Consider the following 17,956-nt stretch of genomic DNA (forward strand, 5'->3'; position numbering starts at 1 on the left):
TAGCGCAAATCCCCGTGGTGCCGGACCGGCCCCTGGTGCACACTGTCAGCCGCGCCGCATGAGCGCATCGAAAAGGGGGCGGGAGGGCAGCATGGATACACCGGACCGGCAGTTGCGCTATTTCTTGCGCATCGCGGAACTCAAATCGCTATCGCGCGCGGCGGAAGACCTGGACCAGACCCAGTCCGGGCTGAGCCGGCAACTGGCGGCGTTGGAAGCCCACGTGGGCAAGCCGCTGTTCGTGCGCACCGGCCGCGGAGTCGAGCTGACCGAGGCGGGCGCGCGGCTGTTCGACGGCATCCAGCCCGCGTACAAGAACATCGACCGGGTGCTGGAGGCCGTGCGCCAGCGCGAAGGCGTGACGCAGGGCACAGTCCGGCTGGCTACCGTGCATACGCTCAGCTACTACTTCATGGCCGAGGTGGTGGCCAGTTTCGTCAGCAGCCATGAACACGTGAACCTGTCCGTGATGGGCCGCAGTTCGCCCGAGGTAGTGGCGCTGGTGGAAAGCGGCAAGGCGGACGTGGGCTTTGTCTACGACGCGGCGGTCGCTTCGGACAACCTGGCGTCGGCCACGCTGTTCGACGACGACATGTGCCTGATCGTGCGCGGCGACGTGGAACTGCCGGACGACGTCGACCTGGCCGGCATGGACCTGCGGCTGGTAGGCTTTCCGCCGCACTACGCGCTGCGCAAGATGATCCATAGCGCGGGGCTGGAGCCGGAGTTCGTGGCCGAGGCCGAAACCATAGACGCCATGCTCAAGCTGGTGTCCTCGGGCGTGGGCGCCTGTATCCTGCCGTCCCGCATCCCCGACAAGCTGCTGACCGAATACGGCCTGCGCAAGGTCCGGGTCCAGAGCCCCATCTTGCGGCGCCGCGTGGTCGCCATCACCTTGGCCAACCGCCAGCCTTTGCCGCTGGTGAGCGAACTGCTGGCCGTCGCCCACCGCATCGCGCTGCAGTAGCGGAGCCGGCAGGCTCGAATAGCAGCTATGACCCTGGCTGCATGGCTGTATTGCGGCTGGCTTTCCATACTGTGCATACCTCGCGCGGCGTCCGGTGGCGCCGATGACGCGGGCATTACACAGGGGAAGACATGAGCACCGCATTAAGAGAGAAATCATATTTCGACTCCCGCGCCACGCAGGAAATGGCGCAGCATCTGCGCGCCGTGCCGCGCAGCATCCAGGAAACCATGGCCTATGCCTGTCGCATCCTGGCCATGACCGAGCAGGAAGCCGGGCTGGCCGGCCAGATCAGCGTGCGCTCGCAGCGTCCGGGCGCCTACTGGACCTTGCGCTTCGGGCTGGGCTTTGACGAAGCCACGCCGGCCGATTTCATCGAAGTCGACCGCGACCTGCACACGCTGACGGGGGAAGGCATGGCCAACCCGGCCACGCGTTTTCATCTGTGGGTGTACGAGGCGCGGCCCGACGTGCAGTCCATCATCCACACGCATTCGCCCTGGGCCTCGGCGCTGGCCGCGGCGCGCCAGCCGCTGGTGATCTCGCAGATGGACATGACGCCGCTGCACGACGACTGCGCCTTCCTGGGCGAGTGGCCGGGCGTGCCGATCGCGGACCAGGAAGGGGTGATCATCTCCGGCGCGCTGGGCAAAAAGCGCGCCATCATCCTGGCGCATCACGGCTACCTGACGGCCGGCGTTTCGTGCGAAGAGGCGACCTACCTGTCGGTCTACCTGGAGCGCGCGGCGCGCATGCAGATCCGCGCGCAGGCCTTCGGTCCGCTGACGCCGGTCGATGACGCGCTGGCGCGCGAAGCGCACGACTATCTGCTCAAGCCCTCGATCGTCAACGCGACGTTCAATTACTGGGCTCGGCAGACGCATGGCATTGCGCCCTTGCCGTTGCCCGCCGCCTGATACCGCGCAGCCCCATTCTTCCAGCACTTTTTTCGGGGAGTCATGATGATGACGACCAAGCCTGCGGCTGCGCGCTCGCGCCGCGATTACGTGACGGCCGGACTGGCCAGCATGATGGGCACCACCATCGAGTGGTACGACTTTTTTCTCTACGGCACCGCTGCCGCGCTGATCTTCAACAAAATCTTCTTTCCGTCCTTCGACCCGTTGACGGGCACGCTGGCGGCGTTCGCCACCTATTCCGTGGGCTTTTTCGCGCGGCCGCTGGGCGGCGTGATCTTCGGCCATTACGGCGACAAGATCGGCCGCAAATCCATGCTGCTCATCACCCTGTTGCTGATGGGCGTGCCCACCATCCTGATCGGGTTGATCCCTTCGTATGAGCAGATCGGCTACTGGGCCGCAGTGCTGCTGGTGCTGATGCGCTTCCTGCAAGGCATCGCCGTCGGCGGCGAGTGGGGCGGGGCGGTGCTGATGGCGGTGGAACACGCGCCGGACGGCAAGAAGGGCTTTTTCGGCAGCCTGCCGCAGGCCGGCGTGGCGCCGGGCCTGATCCTGTCGTCGCTGGCGATGGGGGCGGTCGCCAGCCTGCCCGAGGCCGACATGCTGGCCTGGGGCTGGCGCCTGCCGTTCCTGGCCAGCGTGGTGTTGCTGCTGGTGGGCTGGTTCATCCGGGTCAAGGTGGCCGAGTCGCCCGACTTCGAGCAGATGAAGGAGAAGGGCGCCAAGGTCGAGGTGCCGGTGGCGGAAGTCCTGAAGCACCACCGCCGCGCGCTGCTGGTGGTGGTGGGCGCCAGGCTGGCGGAGGTGACCTGGTTCTACACCGTGGTGACCTTCTCGCTGGCCTACGCCACGGGCACCCTGGGCATCGCTCGCTCGGTGATGCTGGATGCCACGATCTGGGGCGCGGCCGTGGCGCTGTTCACCATGCCGCTGTTCGGCATGCTGGGCGACAAGATCGGCCACAAGTGGGTATTCATGGTCGGCACCCTGGGCATCCTGGCCTGCGCGCCGGTGTTCTTCCATCTGCTGGGCACGCGGGACACGGGGTGGATCATCCTGGCGGTTTGCCTGGCGGTCGGCCTGGTCTACGCTTGCCTCTACGGGCCGGAAGGCACCTTGTTCTCCAGCCAGTTTCCGGCCGAGGTGCGCTACACCGGCATTTCGCTGGCGGTGCAGGTGTCCGGCGCCATCGGCGGCGGCCTGGCGCCCATCGTGGCGACCTGGCTGCTGGCCAAGGGCGGGGGCGATCCGCAGTACGTGGTGTGGTACTTGAGCATTCTCGGTGTGATCGCTTTGTTCAGCGCCTGGCTGATGCGCAGCGAGGCGCCTGCGGTTGCGGCCCTGCGGGTGCCTGCCCGCGCCAACCTGAGAACGCCATGATTGAGGACGCCATGAAGACCATCGACTACTACTTCTGGATGAACTCCGACTGGGCCTACCTCGGCGCCGACAGGCTGGAGGCGCTGGCGGCCCGGCAGCAGGCGCGGATCCGCTATCTGCCGGTGGACCTGCCCGAGGTCTATGCCCGCACCGGCGGCATCCTGCTGGGCCTGCGCGCGCCGGAGCGCCAGGCTTACCGCGTGACGGAGCTGGCGCGCTGGTGCCGCAAGCTGGACATCCACGTCAATCCGCAGCCGGCCTACATGTGCCCGGATGCCAGCCTGGCTTCGCGCATCGTGATCGCGGCCGACCACGCCGGCCTGCCGGTGGCGGCGCTGTACAAGGCCATCCTGAAAGCGGAGTGGTGCGACGAGCAGGACATCTCCGACGAAGCCACCCTGCGCGCCATCCTGCGGCAGCAGGGGCTGGACGCCCCGGCATTGCTGACCGCGGCGGCCGAGCCCGGCATCGAGGCCGTCTACCGCCGCAACACCAACGACGCGGTCGCGGCCGGGGTGTTCGGATCGCCTTCGTATGTGTACCGGGGCGAGGTGTTCTGGGGCCAGGACCGGTTGGAGATGCTGGAGGAGGCCGTGGCGGCCTGAATAAAGCAGGAGTTGGCGGGCCGTTGTGAACTTCTTGCTCGACGGCCCGCCAGGGCGATGTCAGATATGCTTGCCCTGCGGCAGCACGGTCAGGGCTAGCAGCGCGACGAGACTGGCGGCCATGACATACAGCGCCGGGGCAAAGGCCACGCCCGTGGTGTAAGTGATCCAGGTCAGGATGGCCGGAGCGAAGCCTCCCAGCACGGTTACCGCCGTGTTGTACGTCAGGGACATGCCCGAGGAACGTACCGCGGTGGGAAAGACCTCGGACAGCGCGGCGGGCGCCACGCCGACATACATAGCCACCATCAGACAGAACAATGACTGCACCACGATCAGCGTCATCTGCGTGTGCGATGCCTGCAGCCACATCATCAGGGGATAGACGGCGACCATCAGCACTGCGGCGGCGGCGCGCAGCATGTTGCGGCGTCCGTAGCGGTCCGACAGGGTGCCGGAGAACACACAGCCGCCAGTCAAGAACAGATTGCCCACCAGCGCCGCCAGGAAGGCTTCCGAACTCGTGAACCCCATCGATTTCTGTACGTAGATCGGCATGAAAATGATGAGGGCATAGGGGCCGACTGCCCAGAGCACTGACATGCAGAGGCCGGTCAGCAGTTCCTTGGGATAGTCACGGATGACGGCCAACAGGGGCGCCTTGACGCGGGCATTCTGGCGGGCCTGGCGTTCCTGTTCCTCGCGGAAGTGCGGCGTTTCGTCCAGCGCCGCGCGCATCCACAAGCCCACCGGCGCGATGGCCAGGCCCAGGATGAAGGGTATGCGCCAGCCCCATTCACCAACCTGTTCTTCGGTAAGCAGGGTGGTGACCAGGGTTGCCACGAGCGCGCCCAGCAAATTGGAGATGCCCATGCTTGCCTGCAGCCAGGAAGCGTACTGGCCGCGTTTGCCTGCGGGGGCGTGCTCCACCAGGAAGGCCGTGGCGCCGCCGACTTCGCCGCCGGCCGAGAAGCCTTGCAACACTCGGCCGCAGACGATCAGGAGCGGGGCGCCCACGCCGATGGCGGCATAGGGAGGCGCGGCAGCGATCAGCAGCGTGCCCAGGGCCATCAGCATGATGGTTAGCGTCAGGGTCGCCTTGCGGCCGGCCCGGTCGCCATAGGAGCCAAGCACCAGCGCGCCCAGCGGACGGACCACAAAGCCCAGACCGAAGGCCAGGAACGACGTCATCAATTGCACGGTCGGGTTGGCGTTCTGAAAAAAGTTCTGTCCGATGTAGACCGCGAACAGGGCATAGACGGTGAAGTCATACCATTCGAGCGCATTGCCTGCCGAAGCGGCAATGACTGCCTTGCGTCCGCTGTGATGCTGCGCGGATTGGGTCGCGTTGCGGGTCGGCACGGCCTCGGCTCCCAGGTTCATCGATATGTCCTTCATTGTTTCCCAGTTCAGATCGTGAGCGTTCGGGGGGCGTCCTGGCGCATAGATGACCAGTTCCCCGGAACAGACGAGCGCATCATAGAAATCAATGCCGATAATGTCGTATTACCTTTTGTTCCTGGTCCATAACATCACATTAATCATTCGCCCACGCCATAGCGGGGCGTGGGGGACGGTTCAGGTCAGGATAAGGGATAACCCCAGGAGGCTTGAGCGGACCAGGAGAACCTAGTTGTGCCGCTCCAACTCGTGCAGCACGTTGATGAAAGCCAGCGCGGGGCGCGACAGGGGCTGCAACTGCAAGTAGAAGACGTTCACTGGCGCGTTGACGGTGCCCCGGATGGGCACCGCCACCACGTTCGACCAGGTAGGGCCAGCCACCGTGATTTCGTCCACCAGCGCCACGCCTGCGCCCGCCTGCACCAGGGCGCAGGCGACATGGGCCTGCTGCACCTCGATGAGCGGCTCGGGCCGCGAGTCCTCGTTGCCGAATAGCCGGTTGATCAGCATGCCAAAAGGGATGTCGGCGCTGTAGCCGATCAGGGGTTCGTTGACCAGATCGGGCACCTCTACCTGGCCTTGCGCCGCCAGCGGATGTCCCTTGGGCAGGACCGCGACGATCTTGTTTTCGTAGAGAGGTTGAGAGGCCAGGCTCGGGTGTTCCACCGGCATATAAGCCACGCCCAATTCGATCTGCTGCGTCAGCAAGGCCTGTTGCAGTGTTGCCGGTATCTGAGTTTGCAGCACGATGCGCATCTGGGGATAACGCTTGCGGAACAGCGCGATCGCGCGGGGCAGCAAGGACTGGCCCAGGCTGGGGCTGCAGGACAGCCGCAGTTGCCCCTCGCGGTTTTCGGCGAGATTGTCGGCGACCTCGTTCACGCGCTGCACGTTCTGGTATAGCGCCGTGACTTCCACGAACAGGCGGTGGGCCTCAGGCGTGGGGTAGAGCCGGCCCTTGATGCGCTGGAACAGCGTCAGGCCCAGGCGCTGCTCCGTATAGGCGATCAGCCGGCTGACCGCGGGCTGGGACACGAAAAGCAGCTTGGAGGCGCCACTGATGGAACCGCTGAGCATGATCGCCCGGAAGACTTCGATCTGCCGTAGATTCAATTTCATATGATTAACCTGATGTTAATTCTCACGCACATATAAGCATAAGACGTTTTGGATGGCCGCTCCTACACTGCCTGCACTCAACACAGGATGGAAGCGGTCATGAGCGATTTCGATTTGGTGGTGCGCGGCAATATCGTCGACCCGGATGGCGTGGTGATGGATGGCTGGCTGGCGGTGAGAGACGGCAGGATCGCGGCGCGCGGCGCTGGCCAGGCCCCCGCGGGCCGCGACAGCGTGGATGCGCGGGGCCAGTGGATCGTGCCCGGCGTGGTCGACGGGCAGGTGCACTCGGGCAGCCAGCTGAACCAGGAAGGACTGGGCTGGGCGTCGCGTGCGGCTGCGGCCGGCGGGGTGACGGTCATGGTGGACATGCCCTACGACGATCCGGAACCCGTGGCTTCGCGTCCGCAGCTGGACGCCAAGATCGCCGAGGTGGAGCGCGATTGCCATGTGGACGTGGCGCTGTTCGGCACCCTGAACACCCAGCACGGCCTGGCGGCTGCGGCGGGTCTCATCGAAGGCGGCGTATGCGCCTTCAAGTTTTCGACCTTCGAAGCCACCCCGGGCCGCTTTCCCCGCATCGAAGAAGACGACCTGTATGAAGCCTTCCGCCTGATCGCTCCGTCCGGACTGGTTTGCGGCGTGCACAACCAGATGCAGGAACTGACCCGCAAGAACATCGCGCGGCTGGTCGAGGCCGACGATACCGGCTGGGACGCGTTCATGCGGGCGCATACGCCGCTGATCGAGAACCTGGCGACGGCGCTGATCTATGAAATCGGCGCCGAAACCGGCGCGCGCGCCCATGCGGTACACGTATCGACTTCCCGCGGTTTCGAGATCTGCAACATGTACCGCCGCAATGGCCATCGCGCCAGCATTGAAACCTGCGTGCAGTACCTGATGCTGAACCATGAAGAGCACACCCGCCGCTTCGGCGCGAAAACCAAGCACTATCCGCCGATCCGTCCCAAGGCCGAGGTCGATCTGCTCTGGACCCATATCGCCAAGGATGAGTGCACCTTCGTGTCGTCGGACCATGTCAGCTGGGGCCTGGAGCGCAAGCAGAATCCGAACGTATTCAAGAACTCGTCCGGCGGCCCCGGCCTGGAAACGCTGTTGCCCGCTTTCTGGACCGGCTGCGAAGAGCATGGCATCGCGCCGTCCATGGTGGTGCGCCAACTGAGCCGCAACCCCGCGCAGCACTTCCTGCTGGATGACCGCAAGGGCTCGTTGGAGGTGGGCAAGGACGCCGACATCGTCATCCTCAAGCCGGAACGTTATGCCTTTGATCCGTCCACCAGTCTGTCGGCGGTGCAGTGGAGTTCGTTCGAAGGCCGCGAGTTCACCGTGCGCGTCGCGGGCACCTGGTGCCGCGGCCAGCAGGTCTACGATGGCAAGGGCATCGTCAACCAGAAGGGCGACGGCCGCTTCCTGCGTCCGCGCCAGGCCTGAGGGAAACGGCAATGTCTGTGCAGTTTCCCCCCCTGAACGCCGAGCGCCTCTGGGCCCGCGTCGAAACCCTTTCCCGCTACACCCTGCCCGAGGTCCCCTGGACCCGCCGCGCGTTCTCGCCGCTGTTCGATGAAGCGCGCGCCTGGCTGCGCGGCGAATTCGAGGCCGCGGGCCTCACGACCCGCCTGGACGCCGGCGGCAACCTGATAGGCACGCTGGCCGGGCGCGATCCCGCGCGCAAGCCCATCGCCACCGGCTCGCACTGCGACACCGTGATGGCCGGGGGCCGTTTCGACGGCATCATCGGCGTGCTGGCCGGCATCGAAGTCGCGCACACCCTGCGTGAACAGGGCGTGCAGCTGGAACACCCCTTCGAGGTCATCGACTTCCTGTCCGAGGAGCCCAGCGACTACGGCATTTCCTGTGTCGGCAGCCGCGCGCTCTGCGGTCAGTTGACGCCCGACATGCTGGCGGCCCGCAACCCCGAGGGCGAGACGCTGGCGGCCGGCATCGCGCGCATCGGCGGCGACCCGTCGGCGCTGGGCGCGCCGCTGCGCGCTGCCGATGGCACCGCGGCGTTCGTGGAACTGCATATCGAACAAGGTCCGGTGCTGGAAAGCCGCGGCCTGCCCATCGGCGTGGTCACCAACATCGTCGGCATCCGCCGCGTGCTGATCACGGTGGAAGGCCAGCCCGACCATGCCGGCACCACGCCCATGGACATCCGCCGCGACGCCCTGGTGGGCGCGGCCCGCATCATCGATGCCGCCCACCGCCAGGCCAGCGCGGCCAGCGGCAATCCGCATTACGTGGTCGCCACCGTGGGCCGGCTGTCCATGACGCCCAACGCCGCCAACGCGGTGCCGGGCCGCGTCGAACTGACGCTGGAAATGCGCAGCGACAGCGACGCCGTGCTGGACGCCTTCCCCGAGACTCTGATGGCCGGCGCGGCCACGGACTTGACCGCGCTGCGCCTGTCCGCAAGCTTCACCCAGCTGAGCCGCGCGCGGCCCACCGACTGCACGCCGCTGGTGATGGACGCGGTGCAGGCCGCCGCCGACCAGTTGGGCTACGCCTCCATGCGCCTGCCCAGCGGCGCCGGCCACGACGCGGTCTACATGGCGCCCACCGGCCCCATCGGCATGATCTTCATCCCTTGTCTGAACGGCCGCAGCCATTGCCCGGAAGAGTGGATCGAGCCCGCGCAGCTGCTGGACGGCACCCGCGTGCTGTACCAGTCGGTGCTGGAACTGGACCGCAAGCTGCGGGCATAGCGAGGCGGGCGCCCGCCGGGCGCCCGCAAAACCGTTACTTCTTCACCAACGGGCAGGACGAGCGCGACAGCGGCATGAAGGCCTGATCGCCGGGCAGGGTGGCCACGAGCTTGTAGTAATCCCAGGGGCGCTTGGACTCGGACGGCTTCTTCACTTCGAACAGGTACATGTCGTGCACCATGCGGCCGTCCTCGCGGATGCGGCCGTTGGTGGCGAAGAAGTCGTTGATGGGCATGGACTTCATCTGCTTCATCACCGCCGTGGGTTCGTCGGTGCCGGCCGCCTGCACCGCCTTCAGGTAGTGCATCACCGATGAATATGTGCCGGCCTGGCTCATGTTGGGCATCTTCTTGAGCTTGTCGTAGTAGCGCTGGGACCAGGCCCGGGTCTGGTCGTTCATGTCCCAGTAGAAGGCTTCGGTCAGCGTCAGCCCGGCGGCGGCGTCCAGGCCGATGGCGTGGATGTCGTTGATGTACAGCAGCAGTCCGGCCATGTTCTGGCCACCCTTGGTCAGCCCGAATTCGCTGGCGGCCTTGATGGCGTTGACCGTGTCGCCGCCGGCGTTGGCCAGGCCCACGATCTGCGCGCGGCTGGCCTGGGCCTGCAGCAGGTACGAGGCGAAGTCGCTGGAGCCCAGGGGGTGGCGCGACGCGCCCAGCACGGTGCCGCCGTTGGCCTTGACGACTTCGGTGGCGGACGCCTGCAAGGTGTGGCCGAAAGCGTAGTCGGCCGTCAGGAAGTACCAGCTCTTGCCGCCTTGCTCGACCGTGGCGCGCGCCGTGGTGTTGGCCAGCGACCAGGTGTCGTAGGTGTAGTGCACGGAATAGGGCGAGCACAGGTCGTTGGTGATGCGTTCGGTGCCAGGCCCGCTGAACACCACGATCTTCTTTTTCTCGCGGGCCACTTCCAGCACGGCCAGCGCGGGGGCGGAGCCGGCCACGTCCATGATGGCGTCGACCTTCTGGGTGTCGTACCACTCGCGCGCCTTGGCGGCGGCGATGTCGGCCTTGTTCTGGTGGTCCACCACCATCAGGTCGATCTTCTTGCCCAGCACCGTGCCGCCGAAGTCGGCGATGGCCATTTCGGCGGCGGTCGCGCTGCCCTTGCCCGTGACGTCGGCGTATACGCCGCTCATGTCCAGGATCAGGCCCAGGCGGACCACGTCGTCGGAGATTGCCTGCGCCATGGCGCTGGGCGCGGCGGCAAAGGCGGATAACAGGGCTAGCGTGCTGCGCAACTTCAGGGAAATCCGGGGGGTTCTACGGCATTGCATGGTTGTCTCCTTTATGCCGGATCTTGTTCGGATACTGCTGGCGCTTGGGGATCTGCTGCGGCGCTCTGTTCTGGCTTGACGCTGGCGGGTCGAGGTGGGGGGACTCCTTGTCTTGAATGTGGTCTAGCGATGGGACAGCAGGTCGAATTCCATCCGCACCTTGCTGAACGGGAACTCCAGCCGCGCGTAATACACCACACGGCCGTCGATGCAGGCGTAGCGGCGTATTTCCGCCACGGGCGAGGACACGGGAATCTGCAGGGACTCGGCGGATTCCTGGCCGGCCTCGATCACGTTCAGCACCTGGCGCGCTTCGCTGATGCGCGCGCCGTAGAACTGGTCCAGCACCGGCGCCACGGTGCTCTTGCGGATTTGGGCGCGGTGCTTGCGGAACAGCGCGCTGTCCAGGAAGACCTCGCTGTAGCAGAAGGGGGCGCCATCGGTGGTGTGCACCCGCCGCAGGTACTGGAAGCTGCCGCCGCGGTCGGCGTCGCACGGCATGCCCAGGGTGTCGGGCAGGGGCGAATCGGCGCTGGACTCCACCAGTGAAACCGTGCCCAGCTGGTTGCTCAGCTCCACGGTTTCGGCCCAGGTCTTGGGGATCAGCAGGGTGGGCGTTTCAGGCAGTTCGGCATTGACGAAAGTGCCCGACCCGCGGGAGCGGCGGATCAGGCCATCGTCTTCCAGCAGGCCGAATGCCTGGCGGATGGTCGCCCGTGAAATGCCATAGGTTTCCATCAGCGCTTCCAGCGGCGGAATCTGCTGGCCGGGCCGCCACGTGCGGTTCTGGATATTGCTGCGAAACAGCGCCGCCGCCTGCAGATACAGCGGCTGGGGGCTGCGCGAGAAGAGCTTGGGGTCGGGCATGTTCAGGCGGAGGGCGTCGTGGTCGGAGCCGCGAGTATGGCATCGGCCATTTCGCGCAGCCGATGCTTCTGGATCTTGACCGAGTTGGCGCTTTCCACCGAGGGGAATTCATCCAGCACGGTAAAGCCCGCCGGCGTCTTGAAGCCCGCCATCGCGGCTTTGCACGCGGCGGTCCAGCCCGCCGGGTCGGCCGCGGCGCCCGGTTGCAGCAGCACGAAGGCGTAGGGCACGGTCTTGCCCTTTTGCGTCGCGCCGACCACCTGGCAGGCGCGCACGCCCTGCAGGGTTTCGACCACCTGTTCGATTTCCACCGGATTGACCAGGAAGCCGGACAGGCGCAATGAATCGCCCATGCGGGTCTGGAACACGAACTGGCGCGGATTCAGCGTGTAGCCGAGATCGCCGGTCTTGAAGTAGCCGTCATCCGTGCAGGCGCCGCGGGTGGCCTCGGGATTGTCCAGATAGCCCTGCATCAGGCTGGGCGAGAGGATTTCGAGTTCGCCGGACTGGCCATGCGGCAGGATTTCGCCCGTGGCGGGATCGCGGGCGCGCACGCGCGCCTCGGGGTAGATCAGCGTGCCGCCCGGCTGGTGGCGCGCGGACACGTCGCCCTCGGCGGGATCGCGCGGCTGGCCGGCGACCAGGGCCACCAGCTCGCTGGAACCGTACAGGCCGGTCAGCGGCACGCCGGCCTCGCGGGCCAGGTCCAGCATGTTGTCCAGCGCCGGCGTGAAGCTGGCGAAGCCGAACAGCCGCACCGAGTCGAAGTCGCCTTGGGCTCCCGCCCGCATCATGCCGACCAGGGCCTCGTTGTTGGCGTAGGTGTGCGTCACCGCGTGGCGGCGCACCGCGGCAGAGGACTGGGCGGCGTCGAACACCGGCGCGCAGACCACGGGCGCGCCTTGCGCCAGGCCGCCGGCCAGCGTCGCGAAGCCGAAGGCGCCGCAGAAGGGCGCGCTGGCGAGCACGCAGCTTCGGTCGTCATAGCCATAGGCCCGCGCCACGGTCGCGCCGTGGTTCAACAGCGTGCGCTGGTCGTGCAGCACGAACTTGGGCTTGGACGTGGTGCCGGACGTGGTGAAGCACAGCACACCCGCATTGGGCTGGGCCGGCGGCGCCGCGTCTGCGCAGGACCGCAGGTCCTGGTAGCGGTGGGCAGGCTTGCCATGAAAGCTGGCGGGCAGCGTCTCGTCGGCATTCGTCAGCGCGATCACGCCTTGCAGGCGCTCCAGATGTTCCGGCGCGACCTCGCCCAGGATGCCCTGGAAGTCTATGCCCTTGAACCCCGGCCAGAACACCAGCCAGTCCGCCTTGCCGCGTCCCAGGATGTCAGCCAGCTCCAGCGCCCGGAAGCGCGTGTTGACCGCCAGCACCAGCGCGCCCAGGTGCGCGCAGGCCAGGAACGATTCCACCCAGGCGGCGCAATTGGGCAGCCAGACCGCCACGCGCTGCCCCGGGCGCACGCCGATGCGGGCAAGGCCGGCGGCCAGCGCGCGGCTGTGCGTCCGCAGTTGCGCCGCGCCGATGGGCTGGTCCTGGTCGATCAGCAGCGGCGCATCGGGCTGGCGCGCGGCCAAGGCGTCCAGGTGTTCGGAGAAAGTCGAGTACGGCATGTTCATGGCTTACACCGTGGCGATGGGCGTCACGGGAGAACCCACCGCGCCAGGCATGCGCAAGGGCGGGGCGGTCAGCAGGAAGCGGTTGCGGCCTTGCGCGTGCAGCCAGTCGGCCAGGTCTTTCAGGTACCAGAGTTCGGCCAGCGGCAGGCCCAGCTTGAAGAGGCAATGGTGGTGCAGCGGCAGGATCGAATGTCCAGGGCCGGACGTGCGCGCCGGATAGGCTTCGACCGCATAGTTGTCCGCGCAGATCGCGGCGATGCCGGATTGCGTGATCCAGTCCAGCAGCGCCCGGTCGGAGCCGTCCAGCACGGCGCCGGTCTGTTCCAGCTTGTGCGGGTCGGGCTGGCCGTCCATGGCCACGATTTCCTCGGCAAAGCCGGTGCGCAGCACCAGCATGTCGCCGCGTTCAACCGTGACGTTCTGCGCCCGCATGGCGGCCTGCAGGCCCGCCAGGTCGACGACCGTGCGGCCGGAACCGTACGCGCGCGCCAGGTCCACCAGCACGCCGCGGCCCTGCATGCCTTTTTCGGCATAGCGGTTGATGCCGAGCTTGCGCGCATACGATCCGCCGGGCGGGCAGCAGGCGTCGTCCGAGTTGTCGGGATCCGCGCCGCCGAACACGTCCACGCCGGCCGCGTAGCCGTTGTAGTAGACGCGGCGCGCCTCGCCGTCCCCTTGGATGTCGAACAGCGCGCCCACGTGGCACAGGCCGTCCCACTGGGTGGAGTACTGCATGGACAGCGTGACCTGGTCGTCGGACAGCACGTCCACGGCTTCGGGCTGCACCTGCGACATCTGGAAGTTCAGGTAGGGCGTGCCTTCGCGGAAGGTGGGCTTGAGTGTGGGGGCGTGGCGGCGCGGATTCAGCACGTTGCCGCCCGGCAGGTCCAGCGGCAGCGACAGGCAGAACACCTTGCCCGCGCGCACTTCCCGCACCGCCTGCAGCACTTTTTCCTCGGTCAGCAGGTTCAGGCGGCCGATCTCGTCATCCGGGCCGAAGTCGCCCCAGGTGGAGCCTTCGGGGCGTTGGGTCCAGCGTTTCATCTGCTTGTCTCCTGGAGGTTTTCTATGTTCTTATGAATATAGTACGTATTTACGTACTTTAAAAAGAAATCCGCAATCAGCGGGTTCGATAGGAGACAAGCCCATGACGCAATTCCTGCAACGCAGGTTGGCGATCACTGCGCCGGCCCTGGCCGCGCTGGCCTTCCTGACCTTGCCCGCGGCGCACGCCGCCGGCTATCCCGATCATCCCGTCACCGTCGTCGTGCCTTATCCGCCGGGCGGGGGCGCCGACATCTTCGGCCGCGCCATCGCCCACGCGCTGGAACCGGGCCTGAAGCAGACCGTGCTGGTCGAGAACAAGCCCGGCGCCGGCGGCAACATCGGCATGGCCTACGTGGCGCGCGCCAAGCCCGACGGCTACACGCTGGGCCTGGGCACCATCGGCACCCAGACCATCAACCAGTTCCTCTACAACAACATGGCGTTCGACCCCGAACGCGACCTGGTGCCCATCGCGCTGGTGTCCACCACGCCCAACGTCATCGCCGTCAGCGCCAAGTCGCCCTACAAAACGGTGGCGGACGTGATCAAGGCGGCCCAGCAATCCAAGGACAAGAAGCTGACCTATGCGTCGCCCGGCATCGGGTCCTCGGTGCACCTGACCGGCGCTTATTTCGAAGCCATGGCGGGCGTGACCATGCTGCACGTGCCGTTCAAGGGCACGTCCGCATCGCTGCCGGCGGTGGCCGGCGGGCAGGTCGACCTGCTGTTCGACAACCTGCCGGGCGCGCTGGCGCAGATCAAGGACGGCAATCTGGTCCGAGGCGTGGCGGTCACGTCCGCGGCTCGCGATGCTTCGGTGCCCAACCTGCCGACCGTCGCGGAATCCGGCCTGCCGGGCTTTGACGTCACCGCCTGGTTTGCGCTGTACGCCCCGCGCAACACGCCGGAGCCCGTGGTCCGGCAGCTGATCGAAGCCGCGCGCAGCGGGCTGAAGAATCCGGCCGTCGCGGCCAACTTCGCCGGCATGGGCGCCAAGCCTGGCACGCTCTTCGGCGCGGACCTAGCGGCCTTCGAGGCTGCGGAACGCAAGAAGTGGGGCGGACTCATCAAGGACAAGGGAATCACCGCGCAATGAACACGCCCACCGCACTGGTCACCGGCGGCAGCCGGGGCATAGGCCGCGCCATCGTCGCGCGCCTGATCGACGATGGCTTTCAGGTCGTCAACTTCAGCCGCGGCGCGCCCGAAGCCCTCTTGCCTGGCGAGACGTTCCGCTCGGTCGACCTGAGCGACCCCGCAGTCACCGTGGCCGCCGCGCAGGAGTTGGCGGCCGAACGCCGGATCCTGCATCTGGTCAACAACGCCGGCATGATCCAGGTCGCGCGCATCGGCGACGTCACCCAGGAGCAGATGGCGCGGATCATGGCGCTGAACGTCACGGCGCCGGTCCTGCTGATGCAGGCCCTGCTGCCCGGCATGCGGGCGGCGGGCTACGGGCGTGTGGTGAACATCGGCAGCCGCGCCGCCCTGGGCAAGGACGGACGCACCGTCTACGGCGCGTCCAAGGCGGCGTTGGCCGGGATGACGCGGACCTGGGCGCTGGAGCTGGCGGGCAGCGGCATCACGGTGAACACCGTGGCGCCCGGACCCATCGCGACTGAACTGTTCAACCAGTCCAACCCGCCGGGCGCGCCACAGACCTTGGCCTTGGAGGCGGCGATTCCGGCAGGAAGGGTGGGCCGGCCCGAAGAGGTCGCGCATGCGGTCTCCATGTTCATGGACCGGCGGGCGGGTTTCATGACGGGACAGATGCTGTACGTGTGCGGCGGCGTGTCGGTGGGGCTGGCCGGCTAGCCGCTCAGCGCCTGACCCAGCTGCGCCATTTCCTTCCTGGACATCTTGCCGGATGCCGCCAGCGCCTGCGCCCGTTCCAGGCGCAGGCGCTTGAGCACTTCGGTGGGCGCGACGCCGAAATGCGCGGCGAATTTCCGCTGGAAGGTGCGGCGCGACATCTGGCAGGCATCGGCCATGTCGTCGACCGACCAGCGCGCCGACAACTGCGCCTCGATTTTTTCCACCAGGTCGCGGAACGGCGCGGCCACGCGGTCCTGCATACGCAGCGCCTGGCTGTACTGGCGCTGGTCGCCGTTGCGGCGCATGAATACGACCAACCGGCGCGCGACCCGCTGCGACAGGTCGGCGCCGAAGTCGCGTTCGATCAGCGCCAGCGCCAGGTCGATGCCGGCGGTGACGCCGGCCGAGGTCCAGTACTTGCCGCTTTCGATGTAGATGCGGTCGTCTTCGACGCGCAGGGCCGGGTGTAGCTGGCGCAGCCGGTCGGCCGAGCGCCAGTGGGTGGTGACGGCGCGGCCGTCCAGCAGGCCGGCGGCGGCCAGCACGAAGGCGCCAGTGCAGACGCTGCAGGTGCGTCCGGCGTCCGCGTCGCGGCGGCGCAGCCAGGCGCGCGTCTCGCCATGGGCGCCCGCGAAATCGGCGCCGGGACCGCCGGGTACGAACATCATGTCCAGGCGCTCATCGCCGTCGTCGGCAAAAGTGCCGTCCACCTGCATGCGCAGGCCCTGTTCCCAGGTGCTGACCTGCGGCGTGGCGGCGATGGTGCCCAGGCGGTAGAGCTTGCGGCCGGCTTCCTCGTTGGCCGAACTGAAGGCTTGCCATGGTCCGGCCAGATCCAGCGGCTGGAAGCCGTCGTACAGGACGAATTGCACGCGCAATGGCGCATCGGGCGGCGTATTTGGCGCACGCGTCCGGGCGCGTCCGCCTATGCTGGAAGTCGTCGTTTCTAACGGAGCATCGTCATGCATGTGAATTTTCTCTTGTTCGAAGGGCTGACCCAGCTGGACATGACCGGACCGTACGAAGTGCTGGCAGGCGCGCCGGGCTTCACCGTGGATTTTGTCGCAAAAACGCGCGATCCGGTGCGCAGCGATCGCGGGCTGTGTTTCGTGCCCACGCAGACCATCGCATCGGCGCCGCCCTGCGACTTGCTGGTGGTGCCAGGCGGGCCGGGCACGGATGATGCCATTGTCGACGCCGACTGGGTAGCGTTTACACGTGCGCAAGGCCTGGCGGCGCGCTACGTATTCGGCATCTGCACCGGTTCGCTGCTGCTGGGCGCGGCTGGCCTGCTGCGCGGCAGGCGTGCTTCCAGCCACTGGCGCGCACGTGAACTGCTGTCGCGCTTCGGCGCCATTCCCAGCGATGAGCGCATGTGCGTGGACGGCAAGTTCTACACCGCGGGCGGCGTGACCTCCGGCATCGACATGGGGCTGAAGGTGGTGGCGGACCTGTGCGGCGAGGACGTGGCCAAGCTGATTCAGCTGCAGATCGAATACGACCCCAAGCCGCCGTTTCCTGGCGGCACGCCCAAGACCTCGGAGCCGGCCGTGGTGCGGCGTTATCTGGAGATGTCGCAGGCGCGCTTCGAGCGCCGCTCGCAGGCGGTGGACCGGGCCGCGGCCGCGATGGCGTGAGTTCGTGCGCGCGGCGCGCTCACTTCGCCAGATGATCCAGCGGCAGCGGGCTTTGCGGCTTGACGGTCTGGATGGCGAAGTTGCTGCGGATGTCCTTCACGCCGGGCAGCTTCAATAGCGTGCCCAGCAGAAAGCGTTCGTAGGCGCGCAGGTCGGGCACCACCACCTGCAGCAGAAAGTCGGACTCGCCCGACACCAGGTGCGCGGCGATGACTTCCGGCAAGGTGCTGACTTCCTCGCGGAACAGGGCCGAGTCGCGCTCGTGGTGCCGCTCCACCTTGATGCCGACGAAGACGGTCAGGCCCAGGCCGACTTCGTCCGGCGCCAGGCGGGCTTCGTATCCCTGGATGACGCCGGCTTCTTCCAGCAGCCGCACCCGCCGCAGGCAGGGCGAAGGGGACAGGCCGATCTGTTCGGCGAGTTCGACATTGGTCAGCCGGCCGTTCTGCTGCAGGGCTTCCAGGATCCGGCGGTCGTAGGCGTCCAGTTCGCGTTTTGGCATGAAATTAGGATTAGGTTTGTTTGATTGGCTGAGTATGCCAATCATCATAAATCCAATGGCATGAATAGGATGCAC

17 protein-coding genes are annotated in these 17,956 nt (G+C 66.8%); 9 read left to right on the forward strand and 8 right to left on the reverse strand.

The genetic code is table 11. The features are described from left to right. Positions 1 to 91: 91 nt before the first annotated feature. From ACZ5YA_RS01910 to ACZ5YA_RS01925, 4 genes are all read left to right on the forward strand, one after another. The gene (locus ACZ5YA_RS01910) at positions 92 to 967 is read left to right on the forward strand and encodes a LysR family transcriptional regulator (protein ID WP_059378492.1); all 876 of its coding nucleotides are present in this window, start codon (positions 92 to 94) and stop codon (positions 965 to 967) included. A gap of 131 nt (positions 968 to 1,098) precedes the next feature. Then, complete coding sequence (locus tag ACZ5YA_RS01915) at positions 1,099 to 1,884, forward strand: aldolase (protein WP_059378493.1); 786 nt, start codon at positions 1,099 to 1,101, stop codon at positions 1,882 to 1,884. A 45-nt stretch (positions 1,885 to 1,929) separates the two neighbouring features. Next, on the forward strand, positions 1,930 to 3,267 hold the full coding sequence (locus tag ACZ5YA_RS01920) for an MFS transporter (protein WP_118933899.1): 1,338 nt from the start codon (positions 1,930 to 1,932) through the stop codon (positions 3,265 to 3,267). 11 nt (positions 3,268 to 3,278) lie between these two features. After that, positions 3,279 to 3,872 (forward strand): 2-hydroxychromene-2-carboxylate isomerase, encoded by a 594-nt coding sequence (locus ACZ5YA_RS01925; protein ID WP_059378509.1) that lies wholly within the window; start codon positions 3,279 to 3,281, stop codon positions 3,870 to 3,872. 60 nt (positions 3,873 to 3,932) lie between these two features. Here ACZ5YA_RS01925 and ACZ5YA_RS01930 read toward each other — a convergent pair whose 3' ends face one another. After that, the gene (locus ACZ5YA_RS01930) at positions 3,933 to 5,249 is read right to left on the reverse strand and encodes an MFS transporter (protein WP_410469187.1); all 1,317 of its coding nucleotides are present in this window, start codon (positions 5,247 to 5,249) and stop codon (positions 3,933 to 3,935) included. A 252-nt stretch (positions 5,250 to 5,501) separates the two neighbouring features. Further along, entirely contained in the window at positions 5,502 to 6,392 is an 891-nt protein-coding gene (locus tag ACZ5YA_RS01935) for a LysR family transcriptional regulator (RefSeq protein ID WP_464091929.1), read from the reverse strand. A gap of 99 nt (positions 6,393 to 6,491) precedes the next feature. Between ACZ5YA_RS01935 and ACZ5YA_RS01940 the strand changes: the two genes are divergently transcribed. Together ACZ5YA_RS01940 and ACZ5YA_RS01945 are read left to right on the forward strand one after the other, a co-directional pair. Continuing rightward, the gene (locus ACZ5YA_RS01940; RefSeq protein ID WP_306632969.1) at positions 6,492 to 7,847 is read left to right on the forward strand and encodes a dihydroorotase; all 1,356 of its coding nucleotides are present in this window, start codon (positions 6,492 to 6,494) and stop codon (positions 7,845 to 7,847) included. 11 nt (positions 7,848 to 7,858) lie between these two features. After that, positions 7,859 to 9,121 (forward strand): allantoate amidohydrolase, encoded by a 1,263-nt coding sequence (locus ACZ5YA_RS01945; protein ID WP_464091930.1) that lies wholly within the window; start codon positions 7,859 to 7,861, stop codon positions 9,119 to 9,121. A gap of 34 nt (positions 9,122 to 9,155) precedes the next feature. On the opposite strand, the gene ACZ5YA_RS01950 is transcribed toward ACZ5YA_RS01945, so the two are convergent. From ACZ5YA_RS01950 to ACZ5YA_RS01965, 4 genes are all read right to left on the reverse strand, one after another. Continuing rightward, positions 9,156 to 10,394, reverse strand: a complete 1,239-nt coding sequence (locus ACZ5YA_RS01950; protein ID WP_464091931.1) for an ABC transporter substrate-binding protein — start codon at positions 10,392 to 10,394, stop codon at positions 9,156 to 9,158. A 123-nt stretch (positions 10,395 to 10,517) separates the two neighbouring features. Next, positions 10,518 to 11,261, reverse strand: a complete 744-nt coding sequence (locus ACZ5YA_RS01955) for a GntR family transcriptional regulator (protein WP_059380589.1) — start codon at positions 11,259 to 11,261, stop codon at positions 10,518 to 10,520. A 2-nt stretch (positions 11,262 to 11,263) separates the two neighbouring features. Beyond that, positions 11,264 to 12,880 carry an AMP-binding protein gene (locus ACZ5YA_RS01960; RefSeq protein WP_464091932.1) on the reverse strand — a complete coding sequence of 539 codons (1,617 nt, stop codon included), beginning with the start codon at positions 12,878 to 12,880 and terminating at the stop codon, positions 11,264 to 11,266. A gap of 3 nt (positions 12,881 to 12,883) precedes the next feature. Next, a complete protein-coding gene (locus ACZ5YA_RS01965; protein WP_251880668.1) occupies positions 12,884 to 13,924 on the reverse strand; it encodes a cyclase family protein in 1,041 nt (346 codons plus the stop codon). A 103-nt stretch (positions 13,925 to 14,027) separates the two neighbouring features. Here ACZ5YA_RS01965 and ACZ5YA_RS01970 point away from each other — a divergent pair, with 103 nt between their 5' ends. Both ACZ5YA_RS01970 and ACZ5YA_RS01975 read left to right on the forward strand, forming a co-directional pair. Continuing rightward, positions 14,028 to 15,023, forward strand: a complete 996-nt coding sequence (locus ACZ5YA_RS01970) for a Bug family tripartite tricarboxylate transporter substrate binding protein (RefSeq protein WP_059380587.1) — start codon at positions 14,028 to 14,030, stop codon at positions 15,021 to 15,023. After that, positions 15,020 to 15,742: an SDR family oxidoreductase gene (locus tag ACZ5YA_RS01975; protein ID WP_059380586.1), complete on the forward strand. Its 723-nt coding sequence runs from the start codon at positions 15,020 to 15,022 to the stop codon at positions 15,740 to 15,742. Before ACZ5YA_RS01970 ends, ACZ5YA_RS01975 begins: the two co-directional genes overlap by 4 nt. Here ACZ5YA_RS01975 and ACZ5YA_RS01980 read toward each other — a convergent pair. Further along, positions 15,739 to 16,614, reverse strand: a complete 876-nt coding sequence (locus ACZ5YA_RS01980) for a GlxA family transcriptional regulator (protein ID WP_118935028.1) — start codon at positions 16,612 to 16,614, stop codon at positions 15,739 to 15,741. The two genes, ACZ5YA_RS01975 and ACZ5YA_RS01980, sit on opposite strands and share 4 nt — an antisense overlap. Positions 16,615 to 16,704: 90 nt before the next feature. On the opposite strand from ACZ5YA_RS01980, the gene ACZ5YA_RS01985 reads away from it, so the two are divergent. Continuing rightward, positions 16,705 to 17,379, forward strand: a complete 675-nt coding sequence (locus tag ACZ5YA_RS01985; RefSeq protein WP_464091933.1) for a DJ-1/PfpI family protein — start codon at positions 16,705 to 16,707, stop codon at positions 17,377 to 17,379. Between the two features lie 19 nt (positions 17,380 to 17,398). Here the strand turns inward: ACZ5YA_RS01985 and ACZ5YA_RS01990 are convergent, their stop codons facing one another. Beyond that, positions 17,399 to 17,881, reverse strand: a complete 483-nt coding sequence (locus tag ACZ5YA_RS01990; protein WP_054454795.1) for an Lrp/AsnC family transcriptional regulator — start codon at positions 17,879 to 17,881, stop codon at positions 17,399 to 17,401. Between the last annotated feature and the right edge of the window lie 75 nt (positions 17,882 to 17,956).

The sequence above is a fragment of the Achromobacter sp. JCM 18799 genome (assembly GCF_055395645.1).

Coding starts and splice junctions, on each gene's coding strand:
- ACZ5YA_RS01910 (WP_059378492.1), top strand. CDS start 92: ATGGATACACCGGACCGGCAGTTGCGCTATTTCTTGCGCATCGCGGAA.
- ACZ5YA_RS01915 (WP_059378493.1), top strand. CDS start 1,099: ATGAGCACCGCATTAAGAGAGAAATCATATTTCGACTCCCGCGCCACG.
- ACZ5YA_RS01920 (WP_118933899.1), top strand. CDS start 1,930: ATGATGACGACCAAGCCTGCGGCTGCGCGCTCGCGCCGCGATTACGTG.
- ACZ5YA_RS01925 (WP_059378509.1), top strand. CDS start 3,279: ATGAAGACCATCGACTACTACTTCTGGATGAACTCCGACTGGGCCTAC.
- ACZ5YA_RS01935 (WP_464091929.1), bottom strand. CDS start 6,392: ATGAAATTGAATCTACGGCAGATCGAAGTCTTCCGGGCGATCATGCTC.
- ACZ5YA_RS01940 (WP_306632969.1), top strand. CDS start 6,492: ATGAGCGATTTCGATTTGGTGGTGCGCGGCAATATCGTCGACCCGGAT.
- ACZ5YA_RS01945 (WP_464091930.1), top strand. CDS start 7,859: ATGTCTGTGCAGTTTCCCCCCCTGAACGCCGAGCGCCTCTGGGCCCGC.
- ACZ5YA_RS01950 (WP_464091931.1), bottom strand. CDS start 10,394: ATGCAATGCCGTAGAACCCCCCGGATTTCCCTGAAGTTGCGCAGCACG.
- ACZ5YA_RS01955 (WP_059380589.1), bottom strand. CDS start 11,261: ATGCCCGACCCCAAGCTCTTCTCGCGCAGCCCCCAGCCGCTGTATCTG.
- ACZ5YA_RS01960 (WP_464091932.1), bottom strand. CDS start 12,880: ATGAACATGCCGTACTCGACTTTCTCCGAACACCTGGACGCCTTGGCC.
- ACZ5YA_RS01965 (WP_251880668.1), bottom strand. CDS start 13,924: ATGAAACGCTGGACCCAACGCCCCGAAGGCTCCACCTGGGGCGACTTC.
- ACZ5YA_RS01970 (WP_059380587.1), top strand. CDS start 14,028: ATGACGCAATTCCTGCAACGCAGGTTGGCGATCACTGCGCCGGCCCTG.
- ACZ5YA_RS01975 (WP_059380586.1), top strand. CDS start 15,020: ATGAACACGCCCACCGCACTGGTCACCGGCGGCAGCCGGGGCATAGGC.
- ACZ5YA_RS01985 (WP_464091933.1), top strand. CDS start 16,705: ATGCATGTGAATTTTCTCTTGTTCGAAGGGCTGACCCAGCTGGACATG.
- ACZ5YA_RS01990 (WP_054454795.1), bottom strand. CDS start 17,881: ATGCCAAAACGCGAACTGGACGCCTACGACCGCCGGATCCTGGAAGCC.